The 21,136-nt window shown below is 41.4% G+C and carries 34 protein-coding genes and 1 pseudogene; 1 reads left to right on the top strand and 34 read right to left on the bottom strand.

Annotated features, from left to right (window positions below; translation table 11 throughout):
* Positions 1 to 15: 15 nt before the first annotated feature.
* On the bottom strand, positions 16 to 642 hold the full coding sequence (locus tag LCM10_RS03825; protein WP_224874846.1) for a hypothetical protein: 627 nt from the start codon (positions 640 to 642) through the stop codon (positions 16 to 18).
* A 112-nt stretch (positions 643 to 754) separates the two neighbouring features.
* Here LCM10_RS03825 and LCM10_RS03830 point away from each other — a divergent pair, with 112 nt between their 5' ends.
* The gene (locus LCM10_RS03830; protein ID WP_224874847.1) at positions 755 to 1,192 is read left to right on the top strand and encodes a hypothetical protein; all 438 of its coding nucleotides are present in this window, start codon (positions 755 to 757) and stop codon (positions 1,190 to 1,192) included.
* A gap of 58 nt (positions 1,193 to 1,250) precedes the next feature.
* Here LCM10_RS03830 and LCM10_RS03835 read toward each other — a convergent pair whose 3' ends face one another.
* From LCM10_RS03835 to LCM10_RS03990, 33 genes and pseudogenes are all read right to left on the bottom strand, one after another.
* Complete coding sequence (locus LCM10_RS03835; RefSeq protein ID WP_224874848.1) at positions 1,251 to 1,469, bottom strand: hypothetical protein; 219 nt, start codon at positions 1,467 to 1,469, stop codon at positions 1,251 to 1,253.
* Between the two features lie 24 nt (positions 1,470 to 1,493).
* The gene (locus tag LCM10_RS03840; RefSeq protein ID WP_224874849.1) at positions 1,494 to 2,105 is read right to left on the bottom strand and encodes a hydrolase; all 612 of its coding nucleotides are present in this window, start codon (positions 2,103 to 2,105) and stop codon (positions 1,494 to 1,496) included.
* Between the two features lie 74 nt (positions 2,106 to 2,179).
* Entirely contained in the window at positions 2,180 to 2,611 is a 432-nt protein-coding gene (locus LCM10_RS03845; protein ID WP_224874850.1) for a cytidine deaminase, read from the bottom strand.
* 26 nt (positions 2,612 to 2,637) lie between these two features.
* Positions 2,638 to 2,769: pseudogene (locus tag LCM10_RS20825) on the bottom strand (VanZ family protein); the annotation flags it as partial.
* Positions 2,760 to 2,915, bottom strand: a complete 156-nt coding sequence (locus tag LCM10_RS03850) for a CDP-alcohol phosphatidyltransferase family protein (RefSeq protein WP_224874851.1) — start codon at positions 2,913 to 2,915, stop codon at positions 2,760 to 2,762. The gene LCM10_RS03850 and the pseudogene LCM10_RS20825, both read right to left, overlap by 10 nt.
* A 98-nt stretch (positions 2,916 to 3,013) precedes the next feature.
* Complete coding sequence (locus LCM10_RS03855) at positions 3,014 to 3,484, bottom strand: GNAT family N-acetyltransferase (protein WP_224874852.1); 471 nt, start codon at positions 3,482 to 3,484, stop codon at positions 3,014 to 3,016.
* A gap of 59 nt (positions 3,485 to 3,543) precedes the next feature.
* A complete protein-coding gene (locus LCM10_RS03860) occupies positions 3,544 to 4,062 on the bottom strand; it encodes an AAA family ATPase (protein WP_224874853.1) in 519 nt (172 codons plus the stop codon).
* Between the two features lie 48 nt (positions 4,063 to 4,110).
* Entirely contained in the window at positions 4,111 to 4,863 is a 753-nt protein-coding gene (locus LCM10_RS03865; protein ID WP_224874854.1) for an NUDIX hydrolase, read from the bottom strand.
* Complete coding sequence (locus LCM10_RS03870) at positions 4,860 to 5,534, bottom strand: AraC family transcriptional regulator (RefSeq protein WP_224874855.1); 675 nt, start codon at positions 5,532 to 5,534, stop codon at positions 4,860 to 4,862. Before LCM10_RS03870 ends, LCM10_RS03865 begins: the two co-directional genes overlap by 4 nt.
* Before the next feature lie 21 nt (positions 5,535 to 5,555).
* A complete protein-coding gene (locus LCM10_RS03875) occupies positions 5,556 to 6,104 on the bottom strand; it encodes a GrpB family protein (protein ID WP_224874856.1) in 549 nt (182 codons plus the stop codon).
* Between the two features lie 269 nt (positions 6,105 to 6,373).
* Positions 6,374 to 6,898 carry a GNAT family N-acetyltransferase gene (locus LCM10_RS03880; RefSeq protein ID WP_224875589.1) on the bottom strand — a complete coding sequence of 175 codons (525 nt, stop codon included), beginning with the start codon at positions 6,896 to 6,898 and terminating at the stop codon, positions 6,374 to 6,376.
* Between the two features lie 75 nt (positions 6,899 to 6,973).
* Positions 6,974 to 8,236 carry a neutral/alkaline non-lysosomal ceramidase N-terminal domain-containing protein gene (locus LCM10_RS03885; protein WP_224874857.1) on the bottom strand — a complete coding sequence of 421 codons (1,263 nt, stop codon included), beginning with the start codon at positions 8,234 to 8,236 and terminating at the stop codon, positions 6,974 to 6,976.
* Between the two features lie 36 nt (positions 8,237 to 8,272).
* Positions 8,273 to 8,815 (bottom strand): GNAT family N-acetyltransferase, encoded by a 543-nt coding sequence (locus tag LCM10_RS03890; protein ID WP_224874858.1) that lies wholly within the window; start codon positions 8,813 to 8,815, stop codon positions 8,273 to 8,275.
* Between the two features lie 158 nt (positions 8,816 to 8,973).
* Positions 8,974 to 9,231, bottom strand: coding sequence for a hypothetical protein (locus LCM10_RS03895; RefSeq protein ID WP_224874859.1), 258 nt, complete (start codon positions 9,229 to 9,231; stop codon positions 8,974 to 8,976).
* A gap of 120 nt (positions 9,232 to 9,351) precedes the next feature.
* Positions 9,352 to 10,908, bottom strand: a complete 1,557-nt coding sequence (locus tag LCM10_RS03900) for a YndJ family protein (protein ID WP_224874860.1) — start codon at positions 10,906 to 10,908, stop codon at positions 9,352 to 9,354.
* The gene (locus LCM10_RS03905) at positions 10,877 to 11,488 is read right to left on the bottom strand and encodes a DUF4166 domain-containing protein (protein WP_224874861.1); all 612 of its coding nucleotides are present in this window, start codon (positions 11,486 to 11,488) and stop codon (positions 10,877 to 10,879) included. The genes LCM10_RS03900 and LCM10_RS03905 overlap by 32 nt, the downstream gene beginning before the upstream one ends.
* Positions 11,485 to 12,399, bottom strand: coding sequence for a DoxX-like family protein (locus LCM10_RS03910; protein ID WP_224874862.1), 915 nt, complete (start codon positions 12,397 to 12,399; stop codon positions 11,485 to 11,487). Before LCM10_RS03910 ends, LCM10_RS03905 begins: the two co-directional genes overlap by 4 nt.
* Before the next feature lie 26 nt (positions 12,400 to 12,425).
* Entirely contained in the window at positions 12,426 to 12,827 is a 402-nt protein-coding gene (locus LCM10_RS03915; protein WP_224874863.1) for a YciI family protein, read from the bottom strand.
* 36 nt (positions 12,828 to 12,863) lie between these two features.
* On the bottom strand, positions 12,864 to 13,058 hold the full coding sequence (locus LCM10_RS03920) for a YciI family protein (RefSeq protein WP_224874864.1): 195 nt from the start codon (positions 13,056 to 13,058) through the stop codon (positions 12,864 to 12,866).
* Between the two features lie 246 nt (positions 13,059 to 13,304).
* Positions 13,305 to 13,703, bottom strand: a complete 399-nt coding sequence (locus tag LCM10_RS03925) for a hypothetical protein (RefSeq protein ID WP_224874865.1) — start codon at positions 13,701 to 13,703, stop codon at positions 13,305 to 13,307.
* Positions 13,704 to 13,918: 215 nt separating this feature from the next.
* Positions 13,919 to 14,389, bottom strand: a complete 471-nt coding sequence (locus LCM10_RS03930; protein WP_224874866.1) for a GNAT family N-acetyltransferase — start codon at positions 14,387 to 14,389, stop codon at positions 13,919 to 13,921.
* A 64-nt stretch (positions 14,390 to 14,453) separates the two neighbouring features.
* The gene (locus LCM10_RS03935) at positions 14,454 to 14,756 is read right to left on the bottom strand and encodes a TIGR04104 family putative zinc finger protein (protein ID WP_224874867.1); all 303 of its coding nucleotides are present in this window, start codon (positions 14,754 to 14,756) and stop codon (positions 14,454 to 14,456) included.
* Positions 14,757 to 14,811: 55 nt separating this feature from the next.
* Positions 14,812 to 15,162, bottom strand: coding sequence for a n-acetylglutamate synthase (locus LCM10_RS03940; RefSeq protein WP_412103359.1), 351 nt, complete (start codon positions 15,160 to 15,162; stop codon positions 14,812 to 14,814).
* A 22-nt stretch (positions 15,163 to 15,184) separates the two neighbouring features.
* Positions 15,185 to 15,799 (bottom strand): HAD-IA family hydrolase, encoded by a 615-nt coding sequence (locus LCM10_RS03945; protein ID WP_224874868.1) that lies wholly within the window; start codon positions 15,797 to 15,799, stop codon positions 15,185 to 15,187.
* Between the two features lie 127 nt (positions 15,800 to 15,926).
* A complete protein-coding gene (locus LCM10_RS03950; RefSeq protein ID WP_224874869.1) occupies positions 15,927 to 16,730 on the bottom strand; it encodes a class I SAM-dependent methyltransferase in 804 nt (267 codons plus the stop codon).
* Between the two features lie 27 nt (positions 16,731 to 16,757).
* A complete protein-coding gene (locus LCM10_RS03955) occupies positions 16,758 to 17,294 on the bottom strand; it encodes a hypothetical protein (RefSeq protein ID WP_224874870.1) in 537 nt (178 codons plus the stop codon).
* A gap of 367 nt (positions 17,295 to 17,661) precedes the next feature.
* Positions 17,662 to 18,132 (bottom strand): GNAT family N-acetyltransferase, encoded by a 471-nt coding sequence (locus tag LCM10_RS03960; protein WP_224874871.1) that lies wholly within the window; start codon positions 18,130 to 18,132, stop codon positions 17,662 to 17,664.
* Between the two features lie 33 nt (positions 18,133 to 18,165).
* Entirely contained in the window at positions 18,166 to 18,822 is a 657-nt protein-coding gene (locus tag LCM10_RS03965; protein WP_224874872.1) for a zinc dependent phospholipase C family protein, read from the bottom strand.
* Positions 18,823 to 18,827: 5 nt separating this feature from the next.
* Complete coding sequence (locus LCM10_RS03970; protein WP_224874873.1) at positions 18,828 to 19,244, bottom strand: NUDIX domain-containing protein; 417 nt, start codon at positions 19,242 to 19,244, stop codon at positions 18,828 to 18,830.
* A gap of 52 nt (positions 19,245 to 19,296) precedes the next feature.
* Positions 19,297 to 19,686, bottom strand: coding sequence for a hypothetical protein (locus LCM10_RS03975; RefSeq protein WP_224874874.1), 390 nt, complete (start codon positions 19,684 to 19,686; stop codon positions 19,297 to 19,299).
* Between the two features lie 14 nt (positions 19,687 to 19,700).
* Positions 19,701 to 19,964 carry a hypothetical protein gene (locus tag LCM10_RS03980; protein WP_224874875.1) on the bottom strand — a complete coding sequence of 88 codons (264 nt, stop codon included), beginning with the start codon at positions 19,962 to 19,964 and terminating at the stop codon, positions 19,701 to 19,703.
* A 50-nt stretch (positions 19,965 to 20,014) separates the two neighbouring features.
* Positions 20,015 to 20,194: a DUF4083 domain-containing protein gene (locus LCM10_RS03985; RefSeq protein ID WP_224874876.1), complete on the bottom strand. Its 180-nt coding sequence runs from the start codon at positions 20,192 to 20,194 to the stop codon at positions 20,015 to 20,017.
* A gap of 402 nt (positions 20,195 to 20,596) precedes the next feature.
* On the bottom strand, positions 20,597 to 20,785 hold the full coding sequence (locus LCM10_RS03990) for a DUF2268 domain-containing protein (protein ID WP_224874877.1): 189 nt from the start codon (positions 20,783 to 20,785) through the stop codon (positions 20,597 to 20,599).
* Between the last annotated feature and the right edge of the window lie 351 nt (positions 20,786 to 21,136).

A 21,136-nucleotide genomic window follows, 5' to 3' on the forward strand; every position in this document is an offset into this window, starting at 1 on the left:
CTCAAATCAATTGATTCATCTTCGAAACTCCAATATCAACCCATCCCCAATGTTTGAAGATTGTTTGAGCATCTCTTTGCGCGAAGGATCGATCCAGTAATATTGAAGTGTTTCCCCAAAGTAAACCTCAACTTTCAACGTATCAACCCTTTCGTTAGGATTTCTCCATCCTTTTTCAGACTCAATGACCTTCATTCTTACATCAACTTCTGTATTCAACATAGGGTTAAAGCAGAGTAAGTTGGCTACATATCCAGTCTTTAATGGTAGTGTTCTTAAGATTAGTTCGACAGAGAAAGTATCAAAGCAATTGTATAGTGGCCTCACTATGTCTTCTTGATTCGGTCTCTCGATTTGAACCGAATCATCGTGATATGTTGCTTTTATGGTTTCAAAATCGCCCTCGTAATCAGTAAATGAAATCGGCTTGAATGAGGATTTGTCGACGAGTGTGAGACTTTTTCTGGTGCCCAATACGCTTGAATCCAATGATTGTGTTCGTTGGATTGCCACACGTCCTTCAATGTAAAGGAATGATATCCTTTCAGTTGTTGTACCGACCTTTTGTTCATTTCCGTTTTCAATGAGGTAGACAGATTTTTTATCTTCGCACTCAACTAGTGCATCACCCGTTATGTTCATTTATGCACCTCTTTTTTCGTAAATACGACACTTAGTCCTCTGTTACGTTTAAACATTGAATAGTCCACCCCGAGTGGTCAATCCTAAGAAAAACCAGATTGGGGGGCATAGTATGAACATTCTCAGCACATGTGCATTCACGTTATGTTTACTTTTCACTCAAATTTGTCCCGCTTCTGCACAGGGAATTGAATATGGCGCAAATCAGCAAAAGTCATTTCCAAGTGCAGATGCAATATACAATGGGCTGGACAAAAATCTTTACCGTGAATATGATCATGCTACTTACAGTGTACGAAAGAAAATGCTTTACAAGGATGTACCTGAAGCGTTCCAAGTATTTGAAAAGAAAACCGGTAATTATGTCGGACAGTCCCAAAAGCCTCTGAACAAACATATCCATCCGGAACGGCAGGTTTACTTTTTGGCATCTTTTTATCAAAGCCATCAAAAGGAGTACCGGAAGCATATTGTTCTTGATGCTGAAACACTGAATCAGCTCGAAAGCGGAAAGGGATTCAGTACGTATGAAGATCCACATGAAGAGTGAATCTTTATGGAAGACGTTCAACAACAAGAAATAGCCGGAAACTTCGGCTATTTTTTTGTTATCGTAGCGACCTTTCTTTTTCCAATTTACCACTCTTCTTATCTTTCCTATAAAGTACAACTAAATTGATCATGACAAGGAGACTGCCTCCAATCAATAAGGTATAAGATAGCACCATTCTTTCTCCCCAGTGGTTATAGGCCTGAAGAAAAGCGATGATGGCTACAAAGAAGCCCATGAATAACTGATACTTCGGTACTTCTTTCAGGGTTAACAACTCCTTACAATAATGTCTTGGTGGTCAAACGTTGTGCTGTGACCTTACATTCATCAATCCCTTATCAATGGATGTCTCTATGTATCCGACAATCTGGTCAAATGTGAAAACGTTCAGTTTCTCACCAATCACGTTTTTGTCGTACGCCAAATCCTCTACTACATTTGGGATGAATGCATCAACATCTTCAGACTTCACTTCATCCAAGTCAATGATTTCCGGCCGCGAAGTGAGTATGCTTTTTAGTTTATCTGCGATTCCATAGTATTCTAGTAATTTTCCATTCAGTAAGCGAAAGTCTCTATGATAATGATGAAATAAATCGTTATCTGCTTCCATCCTGTTTTTCAACCATGGGAGAAAAAAGCCTTTAAGCCATATGTCATCAGCTATGAGATGCGTGAAATATCCTTGAACATAGGGGTGGTCTTTATGATCACTATATTTATCCAGAAATCCGTTATAATCGATCGTCCTAGAGTAGTCTTGTACATCACCCTGATAGAAGTGTGATGAGTCCTTAGGTGTAACGGCGTCCGCTGCAATACTGCCGAGTAAAAACGATGTTTTATCTTCAATCGATAAACGATCTGCGATGGTATAACCAATGATGCTGTGCATGATTCTTGAGCCCATAATGCTTATCCCCTTCTTCCTTCTATTGTAGAATTCTTTAGAGTCGTAGCCTTTTCTCGGTTTAAAAAAACTCCCTACTCCACATCACTCGTATATTTTTCAGGAAGCAATTCCATGACATTGCATTTTACCAGTTCATTTTTATATGAAATGATGACATCCGTATCACTTCCATAATCACTGATGAGCTCGCGGCACATGCCACAGGGTGCAACGACCCAACAGTTCTCGATCTCTTCGTGTGGGTGGGGATGCGCAACGGCTACGATGGTGTCGAATTCGTGGTCGCCCTCTGAAATCGACTTACCGATCGCCATCGCTTCTCCACAGACGGTGATTCGTCCAACATTCGCTTCCACATGGACGGCCGCAAACACATTCCCGTTTTTCGTCCTGACGGCTGAACCGATGTGATGTCGTCCATAACGATAATTCTTTTCAATGACTTCTTCTGCTTCTTTAATTAATTCGTAGTCTTTTGATTCTAAAGGTTTTACTTTTAGCATTGTGTCGTCCCCTTTTCCTGATGCTTCTAAATATCCAAGCTTTTTATCCTATGGGCATTACTTTTAAGAGCTTTTTTCGTTGTAAAAAGATAAATCGTGTAACCGATCGCCGTACCCAGAACATTACAACTAACATCATCGATATCCGTTACGCGTCCCCATGCACCACAGCGATAATATGGGCGATTGGTATCTGTTCCCCTCTGATCGATACTTCACCGAATGGAATCGGGGCTAATAAAAACAACAGAAAAACGGGAATGAATAAGATTCTGATGATCGTTATTTTATTGGGTAGGTTCATTAGGTTCTCCTTCTTTCTTATTGTGGAGCGGTTTGTAATTTAAATGGAGGCGGACAATTCTGCCCCAAACAAATCAAGATGATGTACTCTCCCAAGACTTAAACGAGTGGCTTTGACATATCCAACATTCTGGTAAACCCGAGATTTTCATAAACGTTTCTGCCAGTGGAGCTAGACCACAATCTTGCTCTTTTTGCCCCCTTTTCTTTCAGCCATATACAGATTTCATCTACCAATGTGGCGGCCAGTCCATTATGACGGTGTTCCTCTATCGTATAGACTGAAATAACCCAACCGAATAAGCTCTGGTCAGCTGCAAGCGGATACAAGTATTCGTACCTTAACAGCCCACCTGCACAAGCTACAATTTGATCATTGTGGTTAAGAGCTACTCTGAACGTAAGACTCTCTCTTTCCGTTTCTTTAAGAAATAAAGTTTTCACTTCTTCCAGCCTCTCTAAGTCTGGCTCGGGAATTCCATCTATTCTTGCCATTTCGATTGCCATCCTGTACCAATAGTCCAAAATTATAGGCAGCTCTTCTTCTGTAGCCCTACGTGTTTCATACATGATTGAACCTCCTTGGCATGCTTTCAGGCGAGTTTACTTTAATAGGCTTAGCCGTCAATTCAATTACAGTCGAAATAGTTATCAACTTCATCACTGTTCTTGAATATCAATAGCTTTTCTTTATGAGGGGCCAGCATATCAAAGATCTCTTGCTTGCTTTTCTTTTCAAAAGTGGTGTTGTACTTGTATAAAAACCTTACTATTTTCAAAGTAGGTTCATAATGGGATGTTTCCATACCCAACTTCTGCTTAACGTACCTTTTGATGATCCTGATCCTGCGTATTGAGATATTCGTATCCAAAAATAGGATCAAATCGGCATGCCGGAACGATGAGGATACCCATTTGTGGTGTGCCCCTTCAATGATCCATTGTTGAGTGTTGATGATTGATTGTAGCTGACTGTCTCTCTCTTCTTCGGTACGTTTTACATCCCCAGTATCGGACCGCTTCCAGACGACATTATCCAATTCATGATAAGGAATGTTCAACTGTTTGGAAAGAGCCTTGGCCAAGGTTGTCTTTCCGCTTCCGATTGAACCGATAATATGTATTTTGTTTGGTTTTATTTGTTCCATATCATGCCTCACTTCGTTTTGTGCATCTGAGCGAATGGATGATTTTAATTAGCCTATGCCAACATCCCTTTTCAAGACGTCACCAAGGAAGTCCACTTTAGGACGCGGGTCTTTTTCAAAGAATTCAACGACCGACTGGGGTTCTGCGGGCAACAATTCAATAGATGAAAATTCTGGAATCATCCCTTTGTCCCTTAAACTCTTTTCAAAGAGTTCGTAATGAGCCCTGAACTCAGTCGAATCCATTGCCAGTTCGATTCGATAGACCAGGGCGATATTTCCCCAATCGACGAAATACCTGGGCTCGATTTTCATCACAGTGTTTTCATCATGTAAATCGATTCCTACTTCTTCGCGTGCTTCGCGGATCAGGCTGCCGATGATGTCGACTTTGTTTCCTTTTACATCACTAGCGTCAATTCCGCCCGCAATGAGCTGGACACGCCCTGGGTTTGCCGTCACATCGTTCATCTGCCCAAGAACGACATGTTGATCACTTGTGACGATCAATGCGTTTGCAACAACCACACGACACTTGTATGGATCCTCAAGATTGTGATGTTTGCTATAAATGAAATGAGCAAAATCCGTTCGATGAAGTGTGACTTGTAGTTCTTTCTCTGTTTCAGTAAATTCTCTTATAGGAAAGACTTCCCCTCGATGAAACGCTTTCCCATTTTCCATCAGGGAATGCCAATAAGAGTCAATCGATTCCTTTAGTGGATGTGACAGAGGCATCTCCTCTTCCGAAACCGTAATGCGTACCGTCCTTGGTATCGTGCGAACAACCACTTTATTCATAGATTCCCTCCTGAACGTTCACGATACGTTTTGACGATTTCCATGTACTGTGAATCACCTAACCCATAGTGTTTAAATTCGGTCAACAATGACGATACGAGTTCATCGATTGGCAATTCTTGATGTTCTCTGATATAGGACATTAGATCACTAGTTTCGTTGCGATAGTTCAAATATAGGTCAATCCCGTTTTTCAAAGGGCTTGGTTGAACTTCCTCAGGTTTTTCTTTCTCGATCAGGACCTGTTTAAATATTTCGTTATACCCGTTCGCATTGAGTCTGAATCGACTAACAGGCTGAAACCGATGATCTACAAGATGGAGCACAATTTCCCCTTCATATCCCTTTTGATCGAACAGTGCAAGGACAGTAAGAATGTTTAGTTGGCAGAACATATCTTCATCAAACCATAGCTCGAGGTGATCAAAATTTCCCGAGAGAAGTGGTTGTAATGGCTTTACCGTGATGTCAGTATATTGGTTTGCTGTCACATGATGGACCCCGGCACGCATATTGATGAATTCACTCGAAAATAGATCCTCACAAGTATCCCCGTAGCACATCGCTTCATTAAAGGGGATCATAGTGTCGCGTTCTAGGAATTGGTTTTCTTTGAAACGTTCGTACATGGCTGTTCCGTTTACGATGTGAAGTGTCTTCGTTTGACTCATATTGGCACCTCCTAGTTCAATTTACCTTCCCTCTACTAAAACCCGATTGATAAACGCTGTTTTCGCTTTCGAATAGGCTTCTCTATCATGTGGATATTTCTTGGCCAGATCCCTTTTCAATTCAGCGTATTCTTCTTTTAAGACAGTGTTTTCTTTCAATCTGTTTCGAAAAGTAATTTGCTGAGCCCATCTAGGTTCACCGTTCAGCATTGCGTGTAAATGTGCAACACGCTGATCGTCTTCTACTTTTATAAAAAATCTTCGCCAAGGTCGACCGTCCAATTGGGGAGGTACATAATGCCATTGGTCCGCTTGCAATTTGTCTGCTATTTCTTCGATAGTAGAAAATGAGGGAATGATCGCCATCAAGTCGATAATCGGCTTAGCAGGTAACCCTGGTATTGATGTACTTCCGATATGCTCTATTTCATTAATGGCAAAGGGAGATAATAAAGATAATAGTTTCTCCTTTTCAACTTCCCCTTTATGGATCCACTCTTTGTCCGGACTTTTTATTTCAATGGATTCAGTTGCCCATTTCGGTAGTTTATGACCTTCACTCTTTTCCAAATAGTAAGCCCCCTACGGATATTTGTTATCATCTTTTTTAACTCAGTCATTTTTAACGATCGTGCCCGCCAGCTACGCATCGGAATTACTTACCTTTGTTCTAAACCCCTAGTCAACCTCATTACCCAATACAGGAAAACCCAAGGAAGAATGAATGTTGTTGCCCATTCAATTACACTAATGATGAAATAGATTGAGACTCCCGCAAATCGAAGGATAATAGATAATAACAGAAAGCTTGATAATCCCTCCATAGATTCACCATTTATTCATTGTACAAACTTATACATAAGAATGTCGTCCGCATAATGATTGTCATCTAATTTAAACTCCTTTATTTTGCGACCTTCCTCAATGAATCCAAGACGCTTGTATAAGGATATGGCTCTTTGATTAGTCGAGAATACACCTAAACTAACTTTTTCAATGTGCGGATGCTGCTCTGCCCAATCCAACAGTGCTTTAAGTAGATTCTTCCCGATTCCCATGTTTCTGTAATTCTCACTAACCGACATTGAAATGGAACCCGTGTGGGCTAGTCTTTTCAAATGATGTGAGCGAAAGTCGACCGACCCGACAACTTCACCATCGATCTCTGCAACGATCATCGTTTCTCTATCATTTTTTAAAACCTTTTGTATATGTTCCCGTTGTTGATCTGGAGACATCTCTTCTGATTCTTCAGGTACCCTGATAAAATAGGCTCCTTCGGATATGATGGAGGTTGAAATGGCCAGTAGTGCTTCGGCGTCCCCTGGTTTTACCGTTCGGATGAGACAATTTTGATGATTCATTCCACCTGTCACTTGTAGTCCCCCTGTATCCCTTTTTTTTGCAAGAGATGTTTTATCTCCTAAAAACCCATTAAATCACTTTCTATGCAGTTCCAGAACCTTCCCTACAACCTTCTCAGCTGTATCCTCAACTGCTGGCATCCATAATCCCGTGATCGGCCCGTAAACAATCGGATTAAGCTCGACCTCATAACCTCCGAATGGATGGGCTTCCCTTGTCGGAAGATAGCCTAGATATCCGTTTGTGTATCCGCCAAAAAAAGCAAGATTCGTATGAAGATCTTCTTGAACGACTAGTGCTGTTTCCGAGAAAGGCTCCATCGGGATTCCGGAGAAAGATCCTTCATTGACTCGAAAGATTTGAACTTCCAAATCAATCGTTAGCTGCCTTTCCCCTTCTTCATACTTCTCTACCATTGATCCAAGCCAGCTGCTTGTATTGACTCCCCATTGTTCTTCTGCACGTGCAGCCATTTTTTCTAGCTCATCGTGTCCAGGTATTTCCTTTAATTTCATTGGAAATGTAATGGAGTCCGTATTCAAATTTGTGATTGGTTGAAACGAGATGGTTGGAATCATTGAAAGGACATTACCGCTTACTGCAAAGGCCATCTGTCTTAACGCGTCGATGGATCCGCGGTACTTGGCATTCACATCCCCTGAAGCGCCTTGAACAATGATCACTGGACATGTCAGTGTCGATTCGAGAATCTTCCTTGATAATCCTGGATAATCTGCCGATAAAATGTCGCTATCCTTCATCAGGACATTAGGATGGGCGGTGCAAAATACTATCGCTCCCGTTAGTTCATCTGTATCTTGTTGTCTGATGGCTAACATCCCGATCCGCTTGTCAACGAATCCGTGTTCATTGGTTCCCATCTTCACCTTTCCATCAGGCGTGGGTTCCCTTCGATTAACCCCGATCTCCCCCATCGTCACATTCCAGCCAACTTCTGAAGGCTGGAGATTGTCGTTTGCATACACCGCTGCCTTCACAACATTCTGAACAAGGATCATTTTATAACTCTTTACGATTTGGCTCTCGCTCACGGTTGCCGGACCTGAATGAGTGTGGGTATAAACCACGGTTATTTGTTGAATCGGAATACGTATTTCATCTGCGATCTGCCGGCGAATAAAGGTCGTGTCTTCTACGAGCATTCCTATATTATCGACGCTTATGAAAACGCTCTTTGTTTTGTCGCTTTCAAATACAAATGCGGTTGCATAGATCCGTTCATCAACATTCGTCACCCCGGATGGCCGATGGTACCCAATAAATTCAATCCCTAAAGGTGGTGTAATATCTATCTTGTAAACTCCTACTTTGCTCATCTCAATTTCCCCTTCAATTACGGTTGTTACGTAGCTTTAGTATTTATAGAACTCATCTTTAAGAATGCTCATTCTTAACCGATCGACATATGCGCCATTTCTTAAGCGGTCCTGTCTTAAGACTCCTTCTTCTACATAACCCATTCGTTTATATGATTTAATTGCCTTGTCATTATCCACTTCAACCCTTAACCAAATTTTATTAAGCCCTAAATGATCAAATCCGTATTGAAGCATTTCCTTCATGGCAGAGAGTCCATACCCTTTACCCCAATAAGCTTGATCCCCAATCGCTATCCCTAATTCGGCATGATGATTCTGCTTATCTATATTTTTCAAATCGACCCAGCCAATGTGGTTTCCTTCCTCTGTTTCAATCGCTTTTTGTTCATATCCATTGGTCCGTTTGATGCACATGTCAATCCACGCCTTGGTTTCTTCCCTACTGAAAGGGGGATATTTATTCGGCATGTTCAGATATTTGGTCACTTCTTGGTCTAAACACCATTGATATCGGTCTTCCACGTCTTCAAGGGTTAATTCTCGTAAGCGGACCTTTGGTAATTCTTTTGTTGTCATCTTTCATTCTCCCTATATATAAAATATTTGGATTTTAAATTTTCAAATTATACAACTTCATTACTACCAATTATTTCAAAACCCTTTCATTTACTCAAGATATATTTTCCAGAAAAAAAAGAGGCTTATCCATTTGAGATAAACCTCTTTACCTTGCCTTACCTAGCTTTTTCACTTTTTCCCTCTAGGTATCTCTTATATTCTCTGCTATTCTTCATATGGCTTCTATCATCCTTACTTTCTTCGTCATAGGGTAGTACACCTGACATTGCTTTATGCATTTTATTCAATATATATATTCCTCGGAACAGACTGCCTACCACAATCCCGAATGCGATGAGACCACCATAAGGACCCAGCATCCATAGGATGAATCCTAATAATGTACTTAAAATGATTGATAGAAATAAATACATAGCTTACAACTCCATTTCACATGAATAAACGAATAGTATGATTCATTGTCATTTTTTAATAAACATCCAGTTTGAAAGTTTTATTACACTGGTTTACTGGCTATATTGAGTTGGCCAATATTATCTCTTTCGTTCAATCCAATAATCAATTTTCAAAAAATGAACACCAGAGATCTTCATCTTGTGAAGTGCCGTAAGTGAACCTTCATTCTTTTCTTGAATCAAGAAATGCTCTGATAATGGAAGCTTCATACGATTTTTACCAACAGCTAAATAAATCCCGGCATCTCCTTGTCCTTCGCTTGTTAAGATAAGAGAATTGTTCCGTTCACAAAGTTGAAGGATTCCAATCATAGAGGAAAATGGAAGTGGAAGTGCGATATTCATATAGGTTCTTCCGTTCGATTCGTGTTGGGAATAGATCGCGACGAAGACGGTGGAGTTTTTCACGCGCCGGACCCATGCCCTTGGACGGTGCCTTCCATCTAAAGAGGGATCAACAGTCAAAATCTGACCAGTCATATCAACCATCTTACTTGAAAGTGGCAGATTCAATTGCTGCATCCTCTCGCTGATGAGCTTGTAACACCATGCTAACGGCTTGAACCAGTTCGCCCATTTTACCGAGGCACGAAGCTTGTATTCTTCGGTATGTTTATAAAAGTGAACAATCGTATCAGGTAAGGATTCCGTTTCCACAAAGTCGTTCAGATTATCGACAAGTCCGGGATGACTTTCCCCGAAATCATTGAACCGTCCTCGAATGTTGCTCACAGGAAATGTCCATGTATCCCCTTTAGATGCAGGGGGTGAAGCAACCCAGCCAATCACGCCCATCATTCCAAAAAACACACAGTTGATAAGACCGTGGAACATGAGCATAAAATCAATGCTCACAGACCAGTTTCCAAACCCACGACCGAGTGCATACATCATGGAAAAAAGAATGGTCACACCAAGTGAACCGTATGACACCCTGATCAATCGCGCCTGTAGCCGGGTTGCAAAACGGGTACGAAAAGCCAGTATGATCAATGTGTAAATCGCAACTATGTAGAATAGAACAAAAAGTACTTCAAGAAGTGGCCAGAACGTGATACCGATGGCCACAAGCATTGGTCCTGCCAAGAGTATCGGAACAACCCTCTGATACAAAGTTGAACGATGAAGCCTCCCAAAGAACCCAAGGGACACTGGGAGTAAGAATGCCGAGTAATGAAAATGGATGGCGGTCAACCACGTGATCAACGTGCCGAATCCTGTATCGATCCCAGTCACATAAGCAAAAAACCATAGTCCCCCAATGAACAGATACATCATCCCGACGTCGATTGAGATCTCTGCCCAATTAGTGAATCCCCTCTTTACAAATCGCTTCAGACCATTCAATGCCACGAAGAAGGTGAAAAATACATATATAAGAGCAAGATACATCTCCAACCCAGAAGTAAAACCTACTTGAAGCAAAAAGACGGAAAGCATCGAAAGCCATGTGATCATTATTGTGAACCTATTCATTCCGATGATTAGTCGAAGCAATAGGGGAATGAAAATGATCTGTGCAGCTGTAAGCATGATCAAATAAGGTTGGTCTGTGACGTACATGCTTCCTATTAATAATATCAGTCCGAAAAGGGTGGTCGGATTAAGTAGATTGTTCCTTAAATTCTCCTTCATACGTCATCACCCTCCCTATCAGTTCATTTCGGATATCAACTCGAATCGTATAAGTTCCCCGTGCATCATCATACCCCTCCTCAACCGTCACCACGCCTCTTAATCGTGGCGGTAACGGAAGCTCTAACTTTCCAACAATGATACGCTGAGAACCGGATTTGATCCGCATACGTCCTTCTGGTGTCACTTCAAGAATTAAGTCCGAGTAGAATAATCTAGGCTCCCCAAGAAAATCCCTCACCACATCCCGTTTCGGATCGATGGTCATGAACGCATTGAAATGACGGGTCACCTTATCAAAATGGAAAGAACGTTCCCAGTAGATCTCCGTTTCTCCAGCTGGAAGTGTTCTACTCGTGTTACTTATCTTGAAAGGGATGTTCTCTCCGCTTTCAGGAAAAAGAAAGCGCCAACGAACGGCTAGTTTTAAAAAGGGAGTCAGCCAGAAGGATCCCCTCTCAATCTTCTTCATGGTTCCAATCCCTTTAAACGGTTTCCCGATTGGGATGCGGTATCGTTCTTGCAGCTTCGGATGAAGTTTCTTGAAGTCTTCCCCTAACACGTCCTGGTAGATCGTCATGCAACCTCACCCTTTCTCGTACGTTTACATCTTGCTGCCGTGGGCAAATCCTTTGCAAGGAGGAATCCGATGATGGAAAGAATCCAAAGGCTTGCATTGAAAGTAACCGGGTTGAACGGGTGGGTGGAAACTGCTGGGTCCGCCATCACCGCGCCGATCGTAAGGACCGGAAACACTACGATTTGTATGGCATGTAGATGTCTTTTCTTAGGATACAAAAGCCATACCAGGCCGAATAAGAGCTCGAGTATCCCTATGATGACGACTGCTTTTACTGCGTCACTTCCCTCTAAGGGTGCTAAACTGGACAACATCGATACTTCTTCAGGGTGCCTTGCGATGATCTTCGGTACCAACCCCTGGTAGAGCCAAACAAAGAAAAACAGCATCGTGATCATTGCGCTGCTAAAAAAACGGATATACTGGGACCGCGGGGATTCTCCCTTTTCGATCCATTGCTTCAAGACGTCAAAGCTAAGAGCCGTCGCCCAGCCCATGAGAGGACGGAAGAAGGTATCAAAAACCTGACCGAACACACCAAAGCGGACATCATATCCATATTGAGTCAAAAAGGTCGTTCCTTTTTCTGACGGGATGTAGCGCCAATAGCCTCTTCCTTCTCGGATCGGCGAAATTTTTTGTTCTGTTCCGAAATGAAGGGAAGACGTTTTTGAACCGTCCTCTTTATGATGTGTACCAATACTTCGTCCCCAGCCTGCCACCTTTATGGGCCCTACTTTTGTTTCATATTGAAAAGACTGTGGGTCTTCTTCTGATGCTTTCGGCAAATAAGTGATCGATGAGAATCTCAGATCCCACTGCTCGTGAAGCTTCGGATCCTGGGATTTTTCCCAGACCTTTTCAACAGGGGCCTCAATCGGTATTTCCACATAGATCGGTTTGTTTTTCATGAAGTTTCACCTCTACTATTAAACTATCATATTTTTGAATGCCTGAGGTGGAGTGATTGGAATGTTTCCTCGCTGATGCCCAATTCCTTTTGTCTCCTGTGCTTAAAGTCCAAATACTCTTGACCGAAGTCAGGGTTCTTATGTTCGAACTTACTCATCCCTTCGCCCCATCTCTTCACTTCATATGTAAAGATGCCTTTCATAACCGTTGGGTCATTTTTTACGAACATCATGACTTCCTCTTCACGTTCAAAATCAACCACTATGGCTCCACCGGATAGATCCCCAAATGGTCCAGCCAAGATCACATTTCCTTTGTTAAAGAATCCTTGCACATAAACTGCGTGCTCCGGCATGTAAGGTTGGTTATGGAAGTGCACATCATCTCTCCAATTTTCATCTGGTGTTAACAGAATTAAAAATCTCATGTTCATCATCCTCCTTATGTACTTAACTATCAGAAATTATTTGTTGAAAATACCGCTGACTGTCACCCAGGGATGGATCTTGGCCACAAGTTTATTTTCAGCAATAGCAGGGTCATGATGAATCACTTCTTCTATGTCTGTAAGGTCATTTGCTTCGATGATGACTAAACCACCAGAATTGTCCCCGAATGGACCACCTGCAACTAATTTGTCACCAAGATTTTTGACCAAGTATTCTCTATGAGGAACAAGCCCTTGTTCCCAGAATGGTTTAGATTTTATCCAACTTTCACCATTTCACCACATGTATAATGAACAACAAATTTCAATAATTGCCACCCCTCTAGGTTGTGAAGTATTTCACATAATTAACGTACCAATACTTTTGGATAAAATCAACAATTTACCCAAGACTTTAAGACAATTATTTTAGATCCTAAACACTTACCAATAATTCTACAAACTTAGCGGTTTAATTTATGGCGAGAACTGAATGAAATCCCCTACCCGATATGTTTTTTCTATGGGCATTCCATCTTCCCTCTTTAGATACACTTCAACAACAATATCCTGAAATGCCTCTTGTATTTCTTCGTTGCTTAATCCATTTGAATAAATGATAATCTCCCTGTGATATCTCACCATCTTCTCTCCATCATTGTTCTGTTCAGTCCCTCTTCCAACCCAATATCTCTTTTTACCGTCTATTGAATCAAGCGAATGTTTCCAGGTTTCATAGTCTGGAAAGGTAATTCCACGTTCAACGACGTTTTCCAAATGTTCGATGTTTAAATCGAAGGTCAATTTGCGAAAATCATCCCTTGAAGGTTTGTTAAGACCCTTAATTGAGATTTGATTGAATTCTTCTTCAGACAATTTGGTGATGACTGCATCAGTTGAAATTGTGAGTGATTGATTTGGTTTGACACAAGCAGTTGAGGATAAAAGTATTAACAGGGATGGTATCAAGAATAGTAATGTTCTCAGGATTCTTCCCTCCCTTTTTTGAATTGGTTGGATTAAGGATGTACAAAGCAGTGACAACTACCTAAAGAATCAACATTTGTCACTTCAGAATCACTAGAAGTGGACTATAACTTCAATTCCATCCGTCTGACTTTTGTCTTTAAATTCATTGATTCATAGAATTTAATAGCATCTTCATTGAATTCCCACACCCCTAATTCCAAAGAATCTGCCTCTATGTCCTTTGCAAATTCGACGATCTTCCTGAAGAATGCTTTTCCCAACCCTTTTCCTCTGTACGTCACATCCACGCCAAAGTCATCCATATAGACAACTTTCTTTGGAACGAGGATCGGCCTGTCTTCAGTATTCTTGATTGTAAGAATGGTATAAGCAACTGGCTGATCGTCTTCTAATAAGAAAATCTTGGTGTTTTCCCCATCGATCAAGTTGAAGAAGTATTCTTTGTCCAATGTGGTATCAGCTGCTTTATAGTGGTCCGGTCTTTCTTTCGTATGAAGTTCGTGGACTTGTTTTTGTAGTCTATGCACGATTTCATAGTCATTCTTTGCTGCTTCTCTTATGTGTAGATTCATGTGGTTTCTCTCCTTGTTGGTCTCGCTTAAGATTCTTTCTATGTTAAAAAACCAATTTTTCACATTATATATTCTTTGTTTCTTCAATCTTGAACGTAACCAAGAATGGCGTCAGCAGTGAACCAATCAGTCCGACTGAAATTCCGAATCCAAGACTCAAAAGCATGTGATTGAAAGGGGATAGAAATTGGCCAAACAACAACATTGGAAGAATCACTAACATACTATTGGTCAATCGGCCCTTTACCGTTATGTAGTGGTCTTCACCACAAGATTCACATTTTATCGGGTTGAATAAATGTCCCCATAAATATCGATAGATCTCTTTCCATTTAAATTCCGTTTTACAATTAATGCAACGTTGCAAAATGTTTTACCACCTTTAATGTAGGAAGCATATGCTCATAACATGCCTACGGACATTATTTAACTTCTTCAATCACTGATGTGCCCTCTCGATCCTCGCCATCACTCCATGTCCAGCGTTCATGCAACCTGATTCTTCCATCAGGTAGGATCTCTGGGGTTGATTGGCAAACGCCACCTCTTAGCTCATTATTCGTATTGATGTGGTTATATCTGAACTCCAGGCTGCTATCTTCCTTTACAACTCCAATAAGGGTTCCCTTTACGATGTCCCCTCCCTGATAGGAAGCAGAAAGAATCGTTTCATCTTGCTGATATTCAAAATATGTCGCTGATGATACCTCGCCGTTGGCTGAGTTGCTGACTGAAACAAATCTTTTTCCGTCATAGTTGATTATGGAAATCACCTCCCAAAACGTAAACTATTTATTAAAGAATCTTATAAAATTCTTCCACACGGGTCACCACATAATCAGCATACGGATTCTCTTCCAACTTATCAGTGAACAGGCACGAACTGATCCCTGCATTTTTCCCTGATTGCAAATCAAGATCTCGGTCGCCGATCATGATGGCATCAGCACGATCGATACCGTGTGTATCAAGTAGATGTTGAATGGCGTCAGGGCTCGGTTTTCTCCGGAATCCGTGGTCTGACGTGATGAAATCCGTAAAATATGGGGTCATACCATAACTCTCTAGCATCTGGATTGAAGACTCGCCTCTGTGGGTGTATAAGTAATTCCTTCTGCCTGTATCATGAATATACTTACAAAGCTCCGCGATTCCTTCGAAAGGCTCGGATTGATCGAACTCCACTTCTTTTCTGCGGGATTCGTAGGAGGAGTGGAACGCTTCCCCGATCGCATATTTTTTTTCGTAATATGAGAGGGCGGTTCTCATCGAGATCTTCATTTGTTTCGTGATTTCCTCGACCGGTTCTTCGATTCCGTGACTAGATAATGTTTCTTTAAAAACGCCAGCCATGACGGGATATGTATCAAAGAGCGTACCGTCGAAGTCCCAAATGATATGTTTAAACATGATTGTTTCCTCCTGTTATGTAGTCTATCCTGATTTTACCATAACGAAGCTGATTTGCGTTGTTAAGTACGGTTCTGAAAATGAATGTAGACTGGAAGCAGTGCGTAACGCATCCTAGTACGATACGTCAGCACGTCTTTTCTGCCAAAATTGTATATAAACCCGGTATCCGTTCCTCGATTTTATCCGCTGCATGAGGTGGGAATGCCCATTTGATTCCTGCTTCTTCTTCCAAGCTTTCAACCTTCAATCCAGCTTTTGCAATAGAGGTAATGATTTCGCCTAACGTCCATCTGCGAATGCGGTTTTTGGTTAACGCCTCCCGTTCGCCTTCAGGCAAGAGAATGCTATAGGCTACATCGACTTCCTTCATGCCTTCGTCAAAGTAGTTTCCTTTGGCCACCATGCTGTCATCCTCAACACTGAGAAGCTTAGAAACCATAGGGTGATAGTCTCGTAAAATCAATTTACCTCCAGGCTTCAAGCTCCTGCAAATCATTTCAAAGAGGGGCGGTAAATCCACGAAATAGTGCAGGACCCCTACTTCTAAAAGGACAAAATCCATATCGGTCGGTTGATGTTCGGTCGGAATATCAAGTACGTCGGAAATGATATAATGAATGTGGACGCTCGCTGCATCAGCAAGTTGTGTCGCATACCTTTGGTTTTCACTTGAAAGATCCACCACCGTTACATCTGCACCCAGTAAAGCAAATGAAACCGCCTTATTCCCCTTTGAACCGAGCAGGTTGACTATTTTCTTTCCCTTAACATTTCCCATGAACGGAAGGTAATGGGCGACGGCCTTTTCTGGATTCGCTTTTAAACATTTAGCATATTCCTGCGGCTCACCATGTCGGTTGACCCAGGCTTTGTAGGCTGACTGCTCCCACCCCGATCGGTTGATCTTACTCATTTCATGTTGGTTCATTGTGTTCCCCCTGTCATTCGTTAAGAATCATTCATACTCTGCAATCAAAGCGCCATCCTCATCATAGTACCTGTAATTTCGATAACTATATCCATCATCATCGGATTCGGGTAGGTCGAGCCACTCCACACTTGGCTCTTTAGGAGGGAACGTCTGGACCTCTGTTTCCCCGTTAATATCAACCGTCATTTTCGCAATCTCATTTTGAGCGTTCGTGACGAACATGATTTTTCTGAAGTTTGGTAAACTAGGCGAAAACATGGCGAAAGATTCGTTTTGATTGGATTCAAGGTGTTTCCACTCGTAATTCCCCTTACCATTTCGTCTGAACTGGATATAGGAAGGCATGCGATCGGCTAGAAACCCCACATATCTGAGCTCGCCAAAATCCTTGATTTGTATGAGTTGAATGTCTTTGTCCTCGTAGCCTTCGACCGACTTGATCACCTTGATGATCGATTCTTTGTCATTTCCGTATCGTTTTGTGGATTGATGCCAGGTATAGGAAGCGATCAGGATGATTACGGTAGCGATTAAGACGATCGTTTTTTTCTTATTCACCACTGCGTTCCCCCCTATTTGATGAATTGTCGAAGAAAAATTAACATTCCGTTATTTTATAAAGAATTGAAGATAAAATATTTACTTATTATGGTAAAATATATATAAGAGAGAGATAAAAAATGATAAGGGATGATTTAGATGACAGCGATTCTTTCAATGATTGGAGATATGATGGCTGCAATCGCAACTGCACTGATGGGTAAAAATGTTAAGAAGAAGCAGAAATGAATGCAATTCGGAATAAATCTTAAAGACCCTACTGTTATATGAACACTATCTAGAACGGGTCGATCATACGATCCGCAAGATGTACAGATTCATCTGATCGCCATTCTAGAGAATGTCTTATTTATCATGGATTAGAATCTCACCAATCCCTCTCCATAATGATGAACCGATACTCTTCGCCTCTGATCTTGTTTTGAAATCCTCCTTTCCTTTTGAATCCCGCCTGCTCATAAACCCTGATGGCACGCTCATTAAATTCCACTACGGCTAGTTCCAGGTGGTTAAAGCCTATAATTTCTCTCCCGACATCAATGATCGATTGGATAAACTCCAGGCCGCCCCCTTTACCAGTTAAGGTCGGTTTCATTTGAACGCCCACCGCCATCACGACTTCAGGCGCATCCCCTACGTCAAAGAATTCGCAATTCCCGATCAATCTACCGTGGTCATCAATGACGGAATAGAACAGATCCTTGTCGACACTTTGCAGGTAAGCGGTGATTTTTTCCTCTTGAATATTATTATCGTAAAAAGAATAGATGCCCTCGTAAGTCCAAGTAATGAACTCAGCGACATCTTCCTTTGTTCTTTTTCTTAAAGAGTAACTCATGTTGCCTCAACCCTCTTTATTGTCTGGATTCCCTTACATCACCTGCATTGATTTTCGCTGTTTCAACAATGCTGAAACCTTCTGTACGGTATGCTGAACGAACGCATCGACTTCATCTTCTTTGAGATAAATGTAGCGATGTTCAGGAGAAATCGAACTAGTCTGATAGAATTCAGTGATGTTCCTGATTTGTGTAAGCGTCTGCCCCACCGGGAAGAAATCCAGGTACTCAGGGAATTCCGTTATATGCTGAAATTCAGTCCAGAAGATACTGTCTTTATGATTCTGTAAATATTGAAAGTCCAACCCATACCAATCTTTCTTCACCAGCCTTGCATAATCCGGTGAATCCAATATGTCCCGGTACGCTTTTTCCTTCTTCTTTTCCTTTAACAGTTTAAGCCACTCTTCATCCGTGACGAGGTGGATATAATAGCCTAATAGATAGGAAAACTCAGGTACCTGCATTTCTTGGTCAGTTTCAAGATATTGATTGTAAAAAGCATCGGAATCTATTCCTGCTTCACCCTTGAAGTGCGTGATCTCCTTTGGGGGTACAGGCTTCCCATCTTCTCCAATAAGACCACAATCCGGTCCGATGTTCCCGACCAGAAATTCGATTGGTGAAACGGGGAGTTCATTTTTTATTAATTCTTCCGTGATTCTAAAATGGGTTACCCATGTTGCCATTGTGTTCACTCCTTTACATTGTAGTTGAAAAATTCCAACAACTGATTATCTACTTGATCGATATTACCGAGTGGTTCCTTTAAGTCCCATAGTCGGATTCGGGATGTTTCTACATTTTCCTGAAAGGGCCGCAGTTTTTCTACCGATGCAACGTATACGGGATTGTATTTTATTTCATTGGTAGTGACGTTTTTCACTTTCAGCAAACCTTTGAATGCTAAATCCTGCACGATTTGCCCGGTCTCTTCGTAAAGTTCCCTGATTGCACATTCCTTCGCGGTCTCGCCCTCATCCCTGCGGCCTGCAGGGATTTCCCACTGCTCTCTGAGGGTGTTATAACAAAGTAAATATTTCTCTCGACAGCTAATGACGGCGTATGAACCGGCCAACCTGTGATAATGATGTATATCAGTTTCATTCATATGGAGAAAATCCTGAAACTGGAAACCATGAGAGTTCATCCTATTCCCCTGCTCAAACACCACTAACCGTAAGTCCTAACAAATGATCGGAGAACAAGATGAACTCCTCAAGGTAAACCGGTTCATTTGGTGCTGTGAGCGGCGTCAACTTCACGTTTGATAAATAGATGCATGCGGAAGGATTGACCAGTGTCTTGTCACTGATATCAATACCAGGATTGAGTTCGGATTCCTGCAAAGCACGACCCATGATCGGTTCACCTTCAAGGTCTTCTGCCAGCTGCATTTGAAAGTCCGCCTCGATTGTCGCGGTTGCCGTCACATACACAATCTTCTTGGCATCAGGATACTTCTCTCTCAGCTCCTCGAATTTCATTTGTAACTCCACGATGATCAGCTTCTTAAAATCGATCGCTTGCTCCATCTCTTTTGCTTTTATCAAATGTATTCCCCCCGTTATGTTCGTTTCTCAGACAATCGCATGAATTTTGTAAAATAAGCTCCTGCCATCAACAAGATGATCGTTAGAGCCCAATTCCAAAAGCCCATGAAATCAAACCAGTATGCAAGTAGATTGACGACACCAATAAGAAAAAAGCAGATGGACGTCAAGGCCGTTTTGAAACCTGTTATTCCCGCTTTTTTTCTTTTTCTAATCACGTAGATAATTGATGCGATCAGGACAATGGTTAGGATGATGGATAAGATGTTTTGTAGCATGTGGATTTCCTTTCTTATGTAAGATTACTTTGTTGATCTATCTTATAAAGTTACTGATTCTTTTTCTTTAACTCCTCTGTTATGGAGTTTAGTTGTTCTTCTATGCGATTGAGTTGCCTCCCGCGTTTTGTAAACGCACGGAGTAGAATGACGATAAGACCGACTACCCAAATGATGAATATCAAACTAAACAGCTGAAAAAGTATATCGCCGACGTTAAAACCACCCATAAGATAAACCTCCTGCCTAAGATAATGCAAAGTCTAAGAAGTAATTAAAATAGGAAACAATGAAGCCGAATAACGAACCAACAATGGTTATAAAATCGGATCGGTTCGATTATTCTTCCACTCATAGATCCGCGAAAAATGCTTAACGAAACCATAGTCACCCTCTTTAGAATGAAAACATTAAAACTGATAGACTACCAAACAGAACAGCAAAAGAAATCCGTGTATATCTTTAATAAAGAATCTTTCTGCTTGTCAGCTTCCTATGGCATTTCCTCCACCTAATATGACCAATCCTACACCTATCACCCATTATTTCAAAAACCTCCCAACAGAGCAAGAAAGAATTACCAATTGCCTTCACTCTCCAAGGAGTTCCCCATAATTACTGCCAAGTACAATCTACAACTCATCCATCATCGTCCAATCCTCTGCTTCTACATCAGGTTGATTCGTCATGAAACGTTCGGTAATCATTCTGCCGACTTTATCATTGGACCACTTTGGGATCCTCTTTTCATCATTACCCAGATGAAAATCATAGTAGAGGTCGACACTTAAAGAATCCCTATGTTGCCTGATCTCGATCAAGACGATTTTTCTCTCTTCAGCCCGCAGAGGTTCAGACCAAGGCGCGTTGACATCCAGATCTCGATTAGAAGCAAACGTTTCTGCTTATCCTTCAAAAATGATGTCTTTCAATAGGCTGGCAGTAAGTCTACTCTTTTCTTCAAATGGCTATTTGGGAAGGAACGGTTCGTGGTTTAGTCGATTTTGATGAATAAGTACACAATAATTAGTAGTAAGCTATGCAGCATTTCATAGTTCCTCCTAAACTAGCTTTATTTTTCATGTGACGTATAGTAAAGCTATAAGGTTTTTTGAAGAATTTGGTTGTGAGAAGCATGGCCGGTGGATTTGTGCGCCATTTTTTGGATTTGC

The sequence above is a fragment of the Rossellomorea aquimaris genome, from assembly GCF_020171925.1.
GTDB lineage: Bacteria > Bacillota > Bacilli > Bacillales > Bacillaceae_B > Rossellomorea > Rossellomorea aquimaris_F.